17 protein-coding genes are annotated in these 16,557 nt (G+C 30.4%); 4 read left to right on the top strand and 13 right to left on the bottom strand.

The genetic code is table 11. The features are described from left to right. Positions 1-2 precede the first annotated feature (2 nt). Positions 3-551, top strand: a complete 549-nt coding sequence (locus ETU10_RS11130; protein ID WP_185145044.1) for a serine O-acetyltransferase — start codon at positions 3-5, stop codon at positions 549-551. After that, positions 552-1,610: a glycosyltransferase gene (locus ETU10_RS02690; protein ID WP_185145043.1), complete on the top strand. Its 1,059-nt coding sequence runs from the start codon at positions 552-554 to the stop codon at positions 1,608-1,610. 185 nt (positions 1,611-1,795) lie between these two features. Here the strand turns inward: ETU10_RS02690 and ETU10_RS02685 are convergent, their stop codons facing one another. From ETU10_RS02685 to rnpA, 9 genes are all read right to left on the bottom strand, one after another. Beyond that, complete coding sequence (locus tag ETU10_RS02685; protein ID WP_146309687.1) at positions 1,796-4,186, bottom strand: carboxypeptidase-like regulatory domain-containing protein; 2,391 nt, start codon at positions 4,184-4,186, stop codon at positions 1,796-1,798. A 126-nt stretch (positions 4,187-4,312) separates the two neighbouring features. Further along, the gene (locus tag ETU10_RS02680) at positions 4,313-5,056 is read right to left on the bottom strand and encodes a hypothetical protein (protein WP_146261635.1); all 744 of its coding nucleotides are present in this window, start codon (positions 5,054-5,056) and stop codon (positions 4,313-4,315) included. Between the two features lie 138 nt (positions 5,057-5,194). Then, positions 5,195-6,700 carry a glycerol kinase GlpK gene (gene glpK, locus ETU10_RS02675; RefSeq protein ID WP_146261634.1) on the bottom strand — a complete coding sequence of 502 codons (1,506 nt, stop codon included), beginning with the start codon at positions 6,698-6,700 and terminating at the stop codon, positions 5,195-5,197. Between the two features lie 132 nt (positions 6,701-6,832). Beyond that, positions 6,833-8,137, bottom strand: coding sequence for a hypothetical protein (locus tag ETU10_RS02670; RefSeq protein WP_146309685.1), 1,305 nt, complete (start codon positions 8,135-8,137; stop codon positions 6,833-6,835). A gap of 112 nt (positions 8,138-8,249) precedes the next feature. Beyond that, positions 8,250-9,110 carry a hypothetical protein gene (locus ETU10_RS02665; RefSeq protein ID WP_185145042.1) on the bottom strand — a complete coding sequence of 287 codons (861 nt, stop codon included), beginning with the start codon at positions 9,108-9,110 and terminating at the stop codon, positions 8,250-8,252. Between the two features lie 126 nt (positions 9,111-9,236). Beyond that, positions 9,237-10,292, bottom strand: a complete 1,056-nt coding sequence (locus tag ETU10_RS02660; RefSeq protein ID WP_146309683.1) for a glycerophosphodiester phosphodiesterase family protein — start codon at positions 10,290-10,292, stop codon at positions 9,237-9,239. A gap of 8 nt (positions 10,293-10,300) precedes the next feature. After that, a complete protein-coding gene (locus ETU10_RS11345) occupies positions 10,301-10,435 on the bottom strand; it encodes a hypothetical protein (protein ID WP_262710341.1) in 135 nt (44 codons plus the stop codon). A 63-nt stretch (positions 10,436-10,498) separates the two neighbouring features. After that, positions 10,499-11,875 carry a phosphoglycerate transporter protein PgtP gene (gene pgtP / locus ETU10_RS02655; protein ID WP_146291915.1) on the bottom strand — a complete coding sequence of 459 codons (1,377 nt, stop codon included), beginning with the start codon at positions 11,873-11,875 and terminating at the stop codon, positions 10,499-10,501. 210 nt (positions 11,876-12,085) lie between these two features. Further along, positions 12,086-12,460, bottom strand: coding sequence for a ribonuclease P protein component (gene rnpA / locus ETU10_RS02650; protein ID WP_146309681.1), 375 nt, complete (start codon positions 12,458-12,460; stop codon positions 12,086-12,088). Between the two features lie 118 nt (positions 12,461-12,578). Between rnpA and ETU10_RS02645 the strand changes: the two genes are divergently transcribed. Together ETU10_RS02645 and ETU10_RS02640 are read left to right on the top strand one after the other, a co-directional pair. Continuing rightward, positions 12,579-12,992, top strand: coding sequence for a BrxA/BrxB family bacilliredoxin (locus ETU10_RS02645; protein ID WP_146261629.1), 414 nt, complete (start codon positions 12,579-12,581; stop codon positions 12,990-12,992). Between the two features lies 1 nt (position 12,993). Next, positions 12,994-13,320: an SUF system Fe-S cluster assembly protein gene (locus tag ETU10_RS02640; RefSeq protein WP_146291909.1), complete on the top strand. Its 327-nt coding sequence runs from the start codon at positions 12,994-12,996 to the stop codon at positions 13,318-13,320. Positions 13,321-13,379: 59 nt separating this feature from the next. On the opposite strand, the gene tsaB is transcribed toward ETU10_RS02640, so the two are convergent. From tsaB to tgt, 4 genes are read right to left on the bottom strand one after another with little or no spacing between them, the layout of a single operon-like run. Then, positions 13,380-14,051, bottom strand: a complete 672-nt coding sequence (gene tsaB / locus ETU10_RS02635) for a tRNA (adenosine(37)-N6)-threonylcarbamoyltransferase complex dimerization subunit type 1 TsaB (protein WP_246118410.1) — start codon at positions 14,049-14,051, stop codon at positions 13,380-13,382. Between the two features lie 2 nt (positions 14,052-14,053). Further along, positions 14,054-14,257 (bottom strand): hypothetical protein, encoded by a 204-nt coding sequence (locus tag ETU10_RS02630; protein WP_146309678.1) that lies wholly within the window; start codon positions 14,255-14,257, stop codon positions 14,054-14,056. Positions 14,258-14,263: 6 nt separating this feature from the next. Continuing rightward, a complete protein-coding gene (locus ETU10_RS02625; RefSeq protein WP_262710340.1) occupies positions 14,264-15,364 on the bottom strand; it encodes an LptF/LptG family permease in 1,101 nt (366 codons plus the stop codon). Further along, positions 15,361-16,491, bottom strand: a complete 1,131-nt coding sequence (tgt, locus tag ETU10_RS02620; RefSeq protein WP_146309676.1) for a tRNA guanosine(34) transglycosylase Tgt — start codon at positions 16,489-16,491, stop codon at positions 15,361-15,363. The genes ETU10_RS02625 and tgt overlap by 4 nt, the downstream gene beginning before the upstream one ends. Between the last annotated feature and the right edge of the window lie 66 nt (positions 16,492-16,557).

Raw genomic sequence — 16,557 nt, 5'->3', positions numbered from 1 at the left:
CGATGTCTGATAGTAAAATAAAAAAGGACTATTTTAGAATTTATGGGAATTATCCTAAGAAATTTATTTTTAGATCATTAATAAATCCAAATTTCAGATATTTATATATTTTAAGAAAAGCTTCATATCACAAAAAGAAATCTATATTAGGAATGTTTTATCGTTTATTGCTTTACAGATATCAGATTAAATATGGTTTTCAAATTTATCCAGAAACTCAGATAGATGAAGGTTTTTATTTAGGACATTGGGGAACTGTTATTATTAATCCAAAAGTTAAGATAGGTAAAAATTGTAATATAGCTACTGGTGTAACTATTGGGCAGACAAATAGAGGTGAAAATAAAGGAATTCCCACCATAGGCAGTGAAGTTTGGATAGGAGCCAATGCAGTTATAGTAGGGAATATTACTATAGGAAATAATGTTTTAATAGCGCCTAATGCCTATGTTACAGAAGATATACCAGATCATTCTATTGTAATAGGAAATCCATCCTCTATAATTCCTAATGAAAAAGCAACTCAAGGATATATAAATAATAAGGTGTAGATGAAAACAATATTGTTTATTCTCCCAGATTTGAATATGGGAGGAGCAGAACGAATAATTACTCTACTTATAAATAATCTGGATAAAAATAAATTTATCCCTAAGTTACTCCTTATGAGAAAAGAAGGGTATTATTTAGAATTTTTGGATAAAGAAGTAGAAATTATAGATGTTAAAACAGAGCGAATACGAAAATCTATATTTCCTATTCTTAGTGTGTTGAGAAGGCTTAAACCAGATATTGTTTTTGGAGGTTGGGGAGAAGTTTCTGCTTATTTAGCACCTTTAATACCCTTTTTTCCAAAAATATTTTTTATTGCTAGAGAAACTAATATAGTATCAAAACATATAACCAGACCTGAAATAAAATTCTTTTATAAATTTTATAATAACTATCATAAAATCATTGCACAAAGTGATGATATGAAAGATGATCTTATTAAAAATATTAATATAAAAGAAAATAAAATAATTAAAATTAATAATCCAATTGATGTAAGTTTAATTCAATCGTTATCAATGAAAGAGATTAATTTGCCTTTTTCAAATCAATTTAAAAATGTTTTGGCAATAGGCAATTTGTCAAAAAGAAAAGGATTTGATAATCTTTTGCAGGTATTTTCATATTTAAAAAATGAAAATATTAATTTGTACATTTTAGGAGATGGGAGAGATAAAGAAAAATTATTGAAATTAAAAAGTCAATTAGGACTTAATAAGGTTTTTTTTCTAGGCAAGGTGACCAACCCCTTTCCGTATCTTAAAAAAGCTGATTTATTCATTCTCTCTTCACGCTATGAAGGTTTTCCTAATGTATTATTAGAAGCAGGTATTTGCGGAACATATTCTTTGGCTAATAATTGTAAAGGAGGAATAAATGAAATAATTGAATCAGGCATAAATGGAGATATATTGAATATAGAAGATTATAAAAATTTTGCTACAAAAATAAAAAAGGAGTTAGTTAAACAAAAGGATATAGAAAAAATTAAAAATTCTATAAAAAGTAGGTTTTCTAAAGAAATGATAATTCATAGATATGAAGAAATATTTAGTTAGGCGATAGGCCATTTTATTCTTTTATATATTTTAATTGGCTTTATAGTATTTATGTGTATTTTCATAAAAATTAAAGTACTGAACCGTTTTATATATTTTGAAGTAGTAAGGAAAAGTAATTTTAAAACATAGCTCAGTATTAATATTTATAAAATATGATTGGTTATATGATTTTTGATTCAAACTTATAGATCCAAAGTCAATTTTATATACAAATTTCTATCTAAATTACCTATTTTATAAGCACCGATTCTGCTATAAACTCCAACACCTAAAAAACCTAAAAAAAGTTTATTAGCCTCAATTCCAATTTCTTGATAATAATCTTTAGGTACTTCAAAAACAAAAAGTTGATGATCTTCTTTATGTGACATTCCACCAATAAGACCTTTATAGACTAGTGTAAAGTATAGAGACTTGGATTGATTCAATCTTATTGAAGGCAGATGATGTAAAAGTTGAATAGAAGCAAATTTATCAGAAAAAAATGTTGAAGGCTCCATAGTTTCAAAACTTTGGTATCCCTTTACACTAAATCTCCCCCAAAGGCTTCTTCCTCCTTTGGCAACTCCAACACCCTCATAAGTATTCATTAATGGCGTTTCTCCAAAGGAAGCTCCCATATTTCCTAAAATTTCTGTAGATCCTAGTCTAGTATTTAATATATATAAGGTTGAGAGATATATCCGGTGTGTTGCAGTGCTATTATTAAATAGATTCCAAGATTTTGAGTAAGTAAGGTAATAGTAGGGTGGTATATCTTTAAGAGTCGTTCTTTTACCAGAAATAGATTCAATATATTTAACATTAGGAGCGTAGCGCATCATAACTGAAGTAGTTACAAAATTAAACCAAGTATCAACATTATAATTTTTAAATTTATAATCAAAATCTACTCTTTGTTTTTGATAGTTTAATAGAAAGGTAAAATCAATATTTTTAAAAAAGTTTTGTTGATAAGATAAATCAATAGTTCGGTAACTAAAATATTTATCATTATAAATGTTATTAGGTTTAGCTTCTAGTATATCTTTAGCTGTTTGATATTTAATTTTTGTTCTACCAACAGGCAATACGTCTGTTTCTAATTTTAATGTAAGTTCTCCTCCTTTTTTTTTATTAATATAAAAAGTTACCTCTCCACCGCCTTTTGTATCTTTGTCTTTAGTACCCTTAGCAATATAGCCTCCTATGCTAAAATTGTTGCTTAATTTCCAATTGGTTCTTCCGCCTACTTGATATCTAAATGATTCGTACATATTATTGCTAACCAAGTTAAATATGTCAAAATTAAAAAAACCAATAGGTAAAACTCCTGAGGATAAACTTCTTAGAAAACTAATTTTAGGTTCAACATTATATTTCTTAGAAAGTCTATTTAGTTCGTGGTAAGTATTAGATTCTTTATTTGAAAGGCTATCTGTTCTTAGGTTATATAAGGTGAGGTTTTTATCGGTATTTATTGTTTTTGATATAGCATACTCATATCCATTAAATTCCTTTGGATCAAATACAATAGGACTTTTAAAATTTAAGAAATTAGATTCTATAGTAGCAGTAGTTGATAATCTAGTGAAGAAAAATAAACTTTTAGGAAGTAATTTATTCATTTTTTCAATGAAATTTTTACTTAATAATTTTGTCTGAATATATTCATTCTCTGCATACCAAATACCATTATTTTCAGCATATGTAATTTCATAGTAAATGTCAGAGATTTTAGATGTATTACCTATGAGTTTTACTAGAGCATAACTCTTAGCATCAATAAATACCGTAAGACTTCTATAATTTTCTGATTGTGATTTCCCTTTGAATGTATAGATTATATAAGTTTTTCTACCATTTAAATCAATACTATCAACCAATAGTGAAGTATTGTGTTGTAGTTCCTTAGGAGTGAGTATTTTAGGTATTTCATTAACAAGTGATAGAGTAATGGTTGCATTAAATAGCTCAGGATCGCTAAAACCACCTGCTTTATAAGCAGTTACTATAGCTTTTCTTCCAAACTTTTTATCGTATTTATAAGTCATTGTTCTTTCTCCTAAAAAAAGCATACTTTTATCCAATAATGACTTAAATTTATTATTTAAAGAATCTAATTTTGTTTTAGGATTAGGAATGTAAGAGACAGAATCTGAAGGAGCTTCAATCGAAAATTTAACATAGGAATCAAATTCATAACTATCTAAATGATCAGGACTATTTAAATTTCTATTGTCCCACATTTTTTTAAGTATTTTTGTGGCTTTTAAATCACTTTTTAACTTTAATCCTTTTCTAAATAAATATACAGATTTATTTAGCTTTCCAGTAGCCACTATTTTTTCTTCAAATCCTGGAATTTTTATTATTATTCTTTCATACTTTTTGGTGTCTAATACTTTAAAAATCCCGTCTTCGTTTGTAACTCCCAAATAATTGTTTAATTTATCAAATACAGAAGCATTTATAATAGGTTGATTATTCTCAATATTGATAACTTTAATATCAATTTGTGCTTTTATAAACTCTGTAGATATTAAGAATATTAATAAAACAGTAATTAATTTATATTTTAGAGTTAAAATCACGTTATAATCCTACTATTTAATAATAAAAGTATGCAAATATAAAATATTTAAATATTTATTATATTTAAAATAAAACTACTCCTTAATATTTAAGAAGTAGTTTAATAATTTAAAAATTTTACTAATTTAAAATAACTGTGTAGATAAATGAATTATCCCTTCTTTTCTAGAAGGATTCCACATTGCTGTTGCTGATACAGGCAATTTATATCCTAAAACTGGAACATCTTTAGAAACGGTTAAACCAAAATTAACTACATCAAAATCTTTGGTACCATCCCCATAAAAATTATATCCTTTTCCAAGGTTAAAAGCTGTACCAAAAAATACGTCTAGGTCAACTTTCTTATCTCTAAGCACAGAATAAGTGAGTCCAGTGTAAGTGGAAAATGTTTGATCACCTTTAGCATTTCTATCGTTACCATAAAAAGAGGTAACAACGTCTAACTTTAAAGGAAAATTTTCTGATAAAACATAGTACCCCCTTAAATCAAGTCTATGACCAGTGGTTTTATTATCATAATTAAATATTTCATCAGCTTTTCCAGTAAGATCAGTATTGTTAAATACATCCCAAATTCCTAAACCCCATCGGGCGGTATTATATTTGAAATAATAATCAACTTCTTGGTAGTGTTTACCATTAGCATCGGATAAACCAACGCCTCCCCATACACCTAGTTTTAAATTATTTTTTTTATCGAAAGCATAATTGATATCAATTCCTGCTGCTGGAGCCTTAGAAACAATAATACCGTTCCATATATGGCTGGTTTCTAAATTCAAATTAAAGTCTAACTTATCAATTTCTTGACTGTATGAGAAATTTAGGAATGAAATAGAGGCAAGTAATAAAAGAAACTTTTTCATATTTGTGGTTTTATAAATTTATACTTAATACTTTAAAATTTTATGAATCTTTGTAAGTAAAACATATATTAATTAAGTTTAAAACATTAAACTTAATTAAAAATGATATTTTATTTTTAGGATTGTGATTTCTATAATTTATTTATCTTCTTCATCAACCCAATTACGCACTCTCCCAACGGCCTTTCTCCAATCTTTAATATATTTTTCTGCTTGAACAAGATCCATTTTTGGCTGGAAAATTTGATCTATTGATCTTTGTTGCTGCAATTCTTCAATACTATTCCAATATCCAACAGCCAATCCGGCTAAATAAGCAGCTCCTAATGCGGTTGTTTCCAAAGTTTTTGGTCTAACAACATTAAATCTAAAGATATCGGATTGAAATTGCATCATTAAATCGTTGGCACAAGCCCCACCGTCTACTCTTAATTCCAAATCTTTAACGCCAGAATCTGCTTCCATTGCTTTAACTAAATCGTAGACTTGATAGGCAATTCCTTCCAAAGTAGCCCTTGCAATATGTGCTTCAGTGGTTCCCCGTGTAATTCCTAAAATTCCTCCTCTAGCATAAGGATCCCAATAAGGTGCCCCTAAACCTGTAAGAGCTGGAACAAAATAAACTCCGCCGTTGTCAGGAACTGATTGAGCAAGTCTTTCGCTCTCAGGTGATGACTTCACGATTTTCACACCATCTCTAAGCCATTGCACAGCAGCTCCTCCAACAAATACACTTCCTTCTAAAGCATAATGAACTTTACCATTAATTTTCCATGCAATTGTTGTTAATAAATTATTTTTGGATAATACAGCTTGTTCCCCGGTATTCATTAATAAAAAGCATCCGGTACCATAAGTGTTTTTTGCCATGCCCGGTTCGGTGCATAATTGTCCAAATAAAGCCGCTTGTTGGTCTCCCGCGATCCCTGATATAGGTATTTTGGTAGAAAATAAAGTTGTTGCCGTTTCTCCATATACTTCACTACTTTGTTTAACTTCTGGAAGTATAGCTTTAGGTATATTAAATAATTTTAATAAATCTTCGTCCCATTCTTGCTTATGAATATTATATAGAAGTGTTCTTGATGCATTTGAAACATCTGTAATATGCATTTTACCACGAGTAAGTTTCCAAATTAGCCAAGTATCCACAGTTCCAAAACAAAGTTTGCCTTGTTCTGCTTTTTCCCTTGCTCCGGGAACATTATCTAATATCCATTTTACCTTGGTTCCAGAAAAATAAGCATCCAAGATTAAACCTGTTTTTTCTCTTATGCTATCTGTTAATCCTTGAGCTTTTAATTCATCACAATATTTAGCAGTTCTTCGATCTTGCCATACAATTGCATTATAGATGGGCGTGCTTGTTTCTCTGTCCCAAACTATGGTAGTTTCTCTTTGGTTTGTAATTCCGATGGCTGCTATGTCTAAACCAGAGATGCCTTGTTTAGCAGTTACTTCTGCTGCAACAGAAATTTGTGATGACCATATTTCTTCTGGATCATGTTCTACCCAGCCTGGTTTAGGAAAGTATTGGGTATAATCTTTTTGCGAAACGGATACTATTTCACCATGGTGGTTAAATAGTATAGCTCTTGATGAGGTTGTCCCTTGATCTAAAGCTAAAATTAATTTTTTTTGCATTTTTTGTGTGTTTAATTAGTTTGATATTACAATTTTAAATCTTTAAAAAAACTCATATTATTTAAATAATATGAGTTTTTAATAAAAAAAATCAATTGCTATGCAATTTATTAAAAAAAATTTATTAATTAATTAAAAATTCCCTTTAGTATTATTATACAATACAATTTGATAATTGATTCCAAACCAGTCGTTAGCAATGCTTGGTCCTCCAGATTCTGCCCTATGTTGATAAAATGCTGTTATTTTAGCCATTCTTGGACTGTTCGGATAAACGTAAAAATTAATACCGGCAGTGTATAAATACAGGTCGGTATAATTGAATCCGGAAAATTCTTTATTCCCTTGGTTGTAATATTCAAACCTTGCTACGGGCTCAAACCTTGGTGATACGTTAACCCCTACTAAGAAAGAATATCCTAATTTATTAACTGTTTTATAATCGTATTTAGAATAATCCATATTTCCTCCTGGCGATGCAGTTAAATTGTAATCTCCGGTTGAAGGATTAAGAAAACGTACTTGCTTGTTGGTTCCATAGTCAAATTTAAATTTGAATTTTTTAGGATTTACATAGTATGCATAACCAGAGTAAGCCCAAGTTTGTTTATATCCCATTCCAGGTAAATTAACTGCGCCAATATGTCCACCAAATTCTATATTTTTGATAGGATAAATTCTTAAAGAAGCATCCCAGCTTTTAAACTCTAAACCATGATTGCCTTGTCCTGATGAGGGACCGTCATTGGCTGCAGACCAATATCTATCTCTATTACTATCACTGTTATGCCAAAAAAAGCCGTACTTAACGTATTTGGTTATAAATCCAGATAAGTTTATTCCATAATGTCTTAAATCTGGAGCGCCTTGGTCAATACTTTGATTTTCTGATGTATAGGTGAAATCTGCTAAATCCAAATCATAAGCAGAGGTTTCATTCGCTGCTCGGTTTCCAGAACCTTTAAATCTACCAATTTTTACACTTAATAAAGGATTAAAATCATAATTTATAAACACGTCTGAAATTTTATTTGCGTGAAGGTTATAAGTAATCCCTGCTCCTAATTTAGGAGTAATTTGCATATCCGTATGTAAAAATCCTATTTTAAAGGCTGCCGGTTGAAAGTTGTATCTAGAACTTCCTTCTCTATGTCCTCTTGCCTCTTTAGGGATTTCTTGATATAAGGTTTCTAATACGAAACCAATTCCATATTTTAAAGTTGGGACAAAGCTTTTTTCATTTGCTCCAACTAAATCATTTATAAATTTTAATTTGATGCCTTGAGCCAAATGAGAACTATCACTTGTCATTCTTTCTACAAATGATATTTTTTTAATGGAGTCTTGAATTTCAGGTTCATTTTTAGAATTTTGTCCATATACCGAAGAGAAAAATATGGAGGCAAACGTAATTAATAAGGTAGATTTTAAATTCATATTTATTTGGGTTAGTTAATTTTAATTTAAAATAGTATGCAGATTATAATAAAAAATTAAAATCTACATACTAGGTTAGAAACTAAAAAAATTTTATAGGGACTGTATAGTTTTACTTAGATTTTTCAAAAATATATAATTCATGAATTTCCTTGTCATACCCAGGATAAAAGCCAGAAGGCATACCTTTTTTTATGATAGCTCCTCTATTGTTAAGTATGATTAAGTCATTATTTGTTGGATCTATTGATAAACCTTCAATTTCACCAGCTTTTTTAAATTCTGGAATTGATCTAAATTTTTCTACGTTTGTGGTAGTTTGTAAGGGATTACTAACATCAGCGATGTAAATATTATCCGGTTCATTTAAATCCGAGTCTCCATCATCAGAAGTAATTAATATCTTTCCATCAATATAATATACACCTTGTTGCCATTGAGGAGAAGGTTGTAAATGTACTTTACCTAAATATTTTTTATTTTTTAAATCATATTTATACAAATACCAGCCTTCAGTCCAATCAGACATCCAAGCAATGTTATTTTTCCTATCAATGGTAATTCCACTCACTTCTGGTTGTTCAATTTCTTCAAATTCAATGGAATATTTGTATTTTAAATCTTTTGCATCGTACACGGCAATTTGGATATTTTCAACATTACCAGAATTAAAATATTCAACACCGGTATAGATTTCTCCATTATGAATATCAATATCACCAAAATGGTTAACCTTTTTTTCAAAATTTTCAAAAGGTTTTTCATTTTTTGTGATTAAGTTGCCTTGTTTATCATATTTATACAAAGCTGTACTACTGGAAACATAGTAATAATCTTTATCAACAGCTATTCCCTGTCTTCCTTCTACAGGTATAACTTTTTTTAATGTATAATCACTTCCTGAATGAGCTAATTTTTGAGCGTTCATCAAGGTACAGCCTGTAATAAATAAGGCAATAAAAATTTGTTTCATGTTTGTTATTATAGTTTTCAATTTATCTTAATATCCTAAGTTGTTCAAAATATTGTTTGGATCTTGATAGTCTGGACCATCATTTCTAATACCCTTTTTTTGTAATATTGTATGGTTAAATCAGCTCTATTGGTAAACATTGCATCGCAATAGGGGGGGAGATTTATAATCATTTAGATTTGTAAAGCTAATACCTTCGTAATATCTCATCATTTGTTCTTCTGTGTCAAACGTCCAAGGATGTATTTTCATTTCAGACCTTCTAATTATATGTGCTTGCCAAGGGTTAAGTAGCTCGTCATAATTGTTAGGAGCTTCTGATATTGATGGACCGAAGAATTGAGCTCCATTGCTAACACCATCATTAATAAACTGAGCATATACTAAAGGTTCATCAGAATTTCTACTGGTTTGTGCCATTAATCCTTTAGATACTAAGTATGCCATAGGCAAGTTACCATTGTATATATTATTTAATTTTTTTAAACTGGATAATGAAAATGTTTGTAATACTACTTTACCATTGGTATTACCTACATTTACTTTTCCTAATTTAAATTGATTGGTATCCGTAGAAGGAGTGATAGAAATATCCCATTGATGTTCAGCCAATAATTTAGCCATAGCTTCTTCTAATCCTGGATTTAATTCTAAATAGATTCCGGGTCTGTTTCCATTGTCGTAAGGATCATCTTCATACTCAAATTTATAGATACCTTCCTTACTTTTACTCCAAACTCTTTTGCCATTACTATCTCTCTTAATTCTTTTACCAATGGCAAAGTTCATCAAATCTTCAAGTGTAGAAATGTATTGATGTTGCGTATTAAATGAAGGTCTATCTCTGCCTGTACCTAGATTTTTTTCCATGAATGGGTAGGCAGCGTTTAATTGCATTAATTCTTCGTAAGTAAATTCAGAGGTAGGAGCATCTGCTTTGCCATAAAAGATTGATAAAGGGTCTTGACTTAAAATTTGAATGTCAGTTTTTTCTTTCATATGTGCATCATGCATAACTAAAACAACCCCATCTTTAGTTATTTGCAAATCGGCTTCTAAATAGTCTGCACCCATGTTTCGTACCCATCGATATGCTGATTCTGTTGATTCTGGTGCCCAATAGGTAGTTCCTCTATGTGCAATAACTGCATTTTCAGGGACATAGTTTTGAACTAGTTTCATTTCTGCTGTTATTTTTTTATAACTATGGAGTCTTGAGGTGGACTAGGGGTATAAACAGTATCATCATTGCTACAATGAGAAATTGAAATGAAACCAATAGCCATTAAAGATAGTTTCAATAAGGTTTGTAAATAATTTTTCATAATTTTATTTCTAAATATGAGATAAAATTAATTTTTTAACTATTTTAAATGGTTACAATTCGTTTAAGATTGGGCTAGTTTTTTTCTATTTCTGTATTTTCTATTTTCGTCAGGTATTGTTAAAAGCATTAGTACTGAAGCAAGAATGCATGCAACGATTAGTAGTTCAAACCCAGCACCCCATCCGTAATGCTCTGCTATATATCCCATTAATAAATTTGATAAAATTGCAGTACCAACTAAATATCCGAAAAGTCCAGTTAATCCAGCAGAAGCTCCAGCTGCATTTTTGGGAGCTAAATCTAAAGCATGTACACCAATTAGCATAACAGGTCCGTAAATTAAAAAACCTATGGATATGAGTGCAATAATATCAATGGTCATACTTCCTTCATTCTTCCAGTATACTAGAACTGCAATCATTACTAATAGCATAAAAATAATGGTAGTAACCGCTCTTTTTCCTTTAAATATTTTGTCGCTAATCCATCCACAAATAATTGTACCTGGGATAGCTGCAAATTCGTATGCAAAATATGCCCATCCGACTTGTTTAATGTCGTAACCTTTAACTTCTTTTAAGTAAGTAGGAGCCCAGTCTAAAACTCCATATCTGACTAAATATACAAATGCATTGGCAATGGCAACTATCCATAGAATTTTATTGTTTAAAACATATTTAAAGAAAATTTCTTTAGCGGATAAAACTTCTTCTGCCTTTTTAGAATAATTGGCAGGATAATCATTTTTATACTCTTCAATAGGGGGTAATCCGCAGGCTTGAGGATTGTCTCTAATCAATATATAAGCAAATAGGGCCACTAAAATTGCAATAATAGCTGGTACTGTAAACATTCCTATTTGCCAAGAATTTTTAAAATTTAATAAAGCGAGATATCCTGTGGCAAAAGCTGTGATAGGACCAATTAACATTCCACCTAAATTATGGGCTGTATTCCAAATGGACATTTTAGTTCCTCGTTCAGTAGGGGAAAACCAATGTGCCATTACTCGTCCGCAAGGAGGCCAACCCATTCCGCCAAACCAGCCGATTAAGAATTGAAATATACCAATGGTTAAAACATTAGAAATTACCATGTTACTTCCTGCTATGATAATGGTTAAAGAAGCTAAAATAAGCCCTAAGGGTAAAAATTTTCGAGCATCACTTCTATCTGAAATTCCCCCCATTACAAACTTTGATATTCCATATCCTAAGCCATTACAGGCAAGTGCTGCTCCTAAACTTGCTTTAGTATATCCAAAATCTTTCTCTAAAAAAGGCATAGCTAGAGTTAAGTTTTTTCTTACTAGGTAATAAGCAGCATAACCAAAATAGATACCTATAAAAACTTGAAATCTTAATTTTTTATAATAAGAGTCAGTTTCTATATTATTTTTTTTATTAGTGGGTTTTGGCGGCGATAAAAAATTAAACATTTTGTTAGTTTTAAAAAAAATCATTAACGCAAATTGCTTTTATTACAATTTCTGTTAATGATTTAAGGTGTTTTTTAATATTTGGTGCTAAAATACAAAAAAAAGTAAGATTGAAAATTATTCTATTATATGCAACCCAATTATTAAGGGTAAAATTATAGTTATAAATTTTATATGGATGAAATTTCCTAAAAAAAGATTGATAATTTTTTATACTTGTTCTTTAAAAGAGCATTTATTAAGCAAATTTTTATAAGTATCTTCTAAATCTTTATATGTTATAATTTCTTTTCCAACATAAAGTAACATAAATAGATGAGGTTGTGAAAATGCAGAATATAATTGGTCTTTGTTTAAACGGAAACATTCTCTAAGCAAGCGTTTGATATAATTTCGATCTACTGCACGTTTGTAATTTCTTTTTGATACAGATACTCCGAATTTGTGAAAATTGGTTGTTTGGTCTAAGTTTGGACAACGGATGAATTTTAGGGGATATTTATTTACCCAAATTCCATTTTCAAACAAATATTGAATTTGTTTATAATTTTTAAGATGCTCGTTTCGGGAGTATTTTTGATTCATGCGTTTAAATACTTCGAAAATAAAGTAATATGGTTACAAATTTTTTCAAATATACGCTAATTTGTTTGAGTCGTAAACATTAATTAACTTTGTATAAATAACAAGATAAAAGTATATAATGTATCCAGAAGAAATGGTTATGCCTATGAAGGCAGCCTTAACAGATAGAGGTTTTCAAGATTTAAATACCCCTGAAAAAGTGAAAGAAGCTTTACAACAATCAGGTACTACTTTATTAATCATTAATTCTGTATGTGGTTGTGCGGCGGGTTCGGCCAGACCATCGGTATTATTATCTATTGAAGGAGAGGGTAAAAAGCCTAATCATCTAACTACTACCTTTGCAGGATTTGATGTAGAGGCTGTAAAAACAGCTAGGGAATATTTAGTCCCATTTCCTCCTTCGTCGCCTTCCATAGCTTTGTTTAAAGACGGTGAGTTGGTTCATTTTTTAGAAAGACATCATATAGAAGGTAATTCTGCTGAAATAATTGCCGAAAACTTGAAGCAAGCATACGAAGAATATTGTTAATATGGCTTTTACAGAGGAACAAGTACAAGATTTGGGTAACAAAATAGTTGAAAAATTAAAAACAGTTTATGATCCTGAAATCCCTGTGGATATTTATGAATTAGGTCTGATTTATGATGTGCAGGTGAGTACTGATGGAGAAGTTCATATTTTGATGACTCTAACTACACCCAACTGTCCCGTTGCTGAAACTTTACCTATGGAAGTTGAGGAAAAAATTAAATCTATTGAAGGAGTGAGTAAAGCAGAAGTTCAGATAACTTTTGAACCTTCTTGGGAAAAGGATATGATGAGTGAAGAGGCTAAATTTGAGCTAGGTATGTTATAATTTTTATATAAATAAATATGTAAAGCCGGAAAATCCCAGCTTTACATATTTATTATGTATTATTTCCATTCTTTTAGGTAAAGAGGATCAAAATAAGCTATATCCTCAAAAGATTTGTTATTGAATTTTTTGTATGATAGATGATTCATATTTTCAGCAGAAGAGTAGGAGGTAATAAATGAAAAAGAATCAGAGTATGCGAGAGAATTTTCTTTAAGGAATTGTTCTGTTTTTTCTGATGCATCTCCGACAAACAAAACCGTTTTATTTTTATAGGCATAAAAAGAATCTTCTTGAAGAATGTGTGGTTTAGTAATTTCTAATTTATTTCCCATTTTATCAAAAACGGTTGTGTAAACTTCCATTCTTCGAGCATCCATTACAGGTATAATATAATCATAATCAGATTGAAAGTATGGATATGCAAGTATTTCGAGAGAATCAATAGATATAAGAGGTATATCTAACCCTAAACATAATCCTTTAGCAGCAGCCAACCCTATCCTAAGTCCTGTATAAGATCCGGGGCCTTTTCCAATTGCAATTGCATGCATATTATTCAATTCTAATTCTGCTCCTTCTAAAGCCCATTGAATGAAGGTATGTAAGTTTTCGCTGTGTTTAAAATCAGGAGATAGTTCTTCGCATAAGCAATTATTATCTCCATTGGTTCCAATGGAAACAGAACAGTTTTTTGTGGAACATTCCAGATTAAGAATATGAATAGACATGTTTATTTATCTTTTCGTTTAGTACTTCTATAATTTGCAAAAACTTGAACAAGAATGGCTAGTATGCCCAATCCCATATAAATGAATCCTATAAATTTATTGGGTTGATTTTCATCTGTGTTACTGTTATACCAAACAATTCCACGGTAGATAAAATATATTCCTATTCCTATGGCTATAAGGTTTATAAGTGTTTTCTTCTTCATATTTATTTAAGAATAAGCACGTTTGTAAAATAAAATGGTAGTTATAATTCCAAATATTAAATTGGGTAGCCACACAGCTAGCCAAGAGGGTAGTATTCCCGTAGATGAAAATATTTTTAAGGCTTCAAATGAAAATATATAGAGAAAAGCACATGCTATTCCAATGGCTAAATTTACACCTAATCCTCCTCTTTTTTTTGCAGAAGATAAAGACAGGGCTAAGAAAGTTAAAATTATAATCGCTATGGAAGAGCTTGTTCTCTGGTGATATTCGTTTAAATAAATGTTTATATTTCCCGCTCCTTTCATTTTTTCTTTCTCAATGAACTTATTTAGCTCAAATGTATTCATAGTTTCTGCAACATAGGATTCGGGGAGTAGCTCATCAGGAGTAAAGTTAAATTTCTTTTTTAATTGAGGTCCATTGTTTAAGTAGATAACTCTACCTGTTGAGTCCATGATCTTTTCGTAGTAATTGCTTAGCATATATGAATTGTCACTCTCAGACCAGTAAATATTATTGGCTCTTAATTCATGAAGCAAGATTCTATCTTTATTAAATTTTTCATATTTAAAACCAGCGCCACTTTTCATTTGTCTATTATAACTATATATAAATAAGTATTCGCCCGGAGAAATTTGTGAAGCAATTGATTGATTGGCATTGTAAGTATCTTTTTTATTACCAGTTAAAATCTTAACACTAAATTCATTCTTCTTTATATTCGCCCAAGGTAGAAAAAAATGATTGGTAAGTAGTGAAACGGAAGCTATTGCAATACTTACAATTAGGTAAGGTCTAGAAAACCGAAAAAAACTTGCCCCTGAACTGATAATAGCGACAATTTCAGTGTTATTAGCCATTCGTGAGGTAAAGTAAATTACCGAGATAAATATTAGGATAGAAGCAAATATATTCACTGCCCAAATTACATAGTAGGGGTAATATAGTCTTAAAGCATCTGTAATGGTGAAACCATTTTCATTAAATTCCTGAAAGTGACTTTGTATGTCTATAACTACAAATATTACTACTAAAAGGATTAGCATAAAAAAAAGAGTGCCAATAAAATTGCGTATAATATATCGGTCAATTATGTTAATCATAAACGAGTACGAAGTTTAGGAATCGTTGAAATTTTCCAAGAATTGAAATTTCCCTCTAAAATGTGTTTTCTTGCAACAGTTACTAAATCTAGGTAGAAGGCTAAATTGTGTATAGAGGCAATTTGTTTACCTAAAAATTCATTTGCAGCAAAAAGATGTCTTAAATAAGCCTTACTATATTCTTTATCTACAAAGGCAGTTCCATCTTCATCTAAAGGCGAAAAATCATCTTGCCATTTTTTATTTTTTATATTTATTACACCGTTCCAAGTAAATAGCATTCCGTTGCGAGCATTCCGAGTAGGCATTACGCAATCCATCATATCAATACCCAAGGAAATAGATTCTAAAATGTTCCAAGGAGTTCCAACTCCCATTAAGTATCTAGGTTTGTTTTTAGGTAGAATATCCGTTACTATATCCGTTATTCTATACATTTCCTCTTCAGGTTCTCCAACGCTTAACCCTCCGATTGCATTTCCGTCAGCGTTTATGGATGAAATAAATTCTGCAGATTGTTTTCTTAAATCACCATATGTACTTCCCTGTACGATTGGGAAAAGGTGTTGCTTATATCCATACAATTCAGGGTTTTCATCGCACCATTTCACGCATCTTTTCAACCATTTATGCGTTATTTCTAAAGAATTTTTTGCGTAGGAATAATCACATGGGTAGGGGGTACATTCATCAAAAGCCATAAAAATATCTCCACCAATGTATCGTTGAATTTCCATAGATTTTTCTGGTGAGAAAAAATGATAAGAGCCATCGATATGTGATTTAAACTTAACACCGTCCTCTTGTATTTTTCTAGTTTGTGACAGAGAGAATACTTGATACCCTCCGCTATCTGTGAGTATAGGGCTGTCCCAATTGATAAATTTATGAAGCCCTCCAGCCTTGTGTAATATTTCAGTACCCGGACGAAGGTATAAGTGATAAGTATTGCCTAAAATAATTTGAGCCTTAATATCATCTTTTAATTCTCTTTGATGTACAGATTTTACAGTTCCTACAGTTCCTACGGGCATAAAAATGGGTGTTTGAATGTCTCCGTGGTCGGTTTTTAAAATTCCTGCTCTTGCTTTGCTGCTTTTATCTGTTTCTGAAATGGTAAAAAACATAGATACAAATATATTAAAAAACGCGTTCAAGTTTATTGATGACTGAGATATTAATGCTTATAATTC

Origin of the sequence: Apibacter muscae, from assembly GCF_007845595.1 — a bacterium.
GTDB classification, from domain to species: Bacteria; Bacteroidota; Bacteroidia; order Flavobacteriales; family Weeksellaceae; genus Apibacter; species Apibacter muscae.
This window is presented reverse-complemented; position numbering and strand designations above follow the sequence as displayed.

Excerpts from the sequence above, each read along its gene's own strand:
- ETU10_RS02640 (WP_146291909.1), top strand. The coding sequence starts at position 12,994 with ATGGCTTTTACAGAGGAACAAGTACAAGATTTGGGTAACAAAATAGTT.
- pgtP (WP_146291915.1), bottom strand. The coding sequence starts at position 11,875 with ATGTTTAATTTTTTATCGCCGCCAAAACCCACTAATAAAAAAAATAAT.
- ETU10_RS02690 (WP_185145043.1), top strand. The coding sequence starts at position 552 with ATGAAAACAATATTGTTTATTCTCCCAGATTTGAATATGGGAGGAGCA.
- ETU10_RS02670 (WP_146309685.1), bottom strand. The coding sequence starts at position 8,137 with ATGAATTTAAAATCTACCTTATTAATTACGTTTGCCTCCATATTTTTC.
- ETU10_RS11345 (WP_262710341.1), bottom strand. The coding sequence starts at position 10,435 with ATGAAAAATTATTTACAAACCTTATTGAAACTATCTTTAATGGCTATT.
- tsaB (WP_246118410.1), bottom strand. The coding sequence starts at position 14,051 with ATGTCTATTCATATTCTTAATCTGGAATGTTCCACAAAAAACTGTTCT.
- ETU10_RS02680 (WP_146261635.1), bottom strand. The coding sequence starts at position 5,056 with ATGAAAAAGTTTCTTTTATTACTTGCCTCTATTTCATTCCTAAATTTC.
- ETU10_RS02630 (WP_146309678.1), bottom strand. The coding sequence starts at position 14,257 with ATGAAGAAGAAAACACTTATAAACCTTATAGCCATAGGAATAGGAATA.
- ETU10_RS02665 (WP_185145042.1), bottom strand. The coding sequence starts at position 9,110 with ATGAAACAAATTTTTATTGCCTTATTTATTACAGGCTGTACCTTGATG.
- ETU10_RS02660 (WP_146309683.1), bottom strand. The coding sequence starts at position 10,292 with ATGAAACTAGTTCAAAACTATGTCCCTGAAAATGCAGTTATTGCACAT.
- tgt (WP_146309676.1), bottom strand. The coding sequence starts at position 16,491 with ATGTTTTTTACCATTTCAGAAACAGATAAAAGCAGCAAAGCAAGAGCA.
- glpK (WP_146261634.1), bottom strand. The coding sequence starts at position 6,700 with ATGCAAAAAAAATTAATTTTAGCTTTAGATCAAGGGACAACCTCATCA.
- ETU10_RS11130 (WP_185145044.1), top strand. The coding sequence starts at position 3 with ATGTCTGATAGTAAAATAAAAAAGGACTATTTTAGAATTTATGGGAAT.
- ETU10_RS02645 (WP_146261629.1), top strand. The coding sequence starts at position 12,579 with ATGTATCCAGAAGAAATGGTTATGCCTATGAAGGCAGCCTTAACAGAT.
- rnpA (WP_146309681.1), bottom strand. The coding sequence starts at position 12,460 with ATGAATCAAAAATACTCCCGAAACGAGCATCTTAAAAATTATAAACAA.
- ETU10_RS02625 (WP_262710340.1), bottom strand. The coding sequence starts at position 15,364 with ATGATTAACATAATTGACCGATATATTATACGCAATTTTATTGGCACT.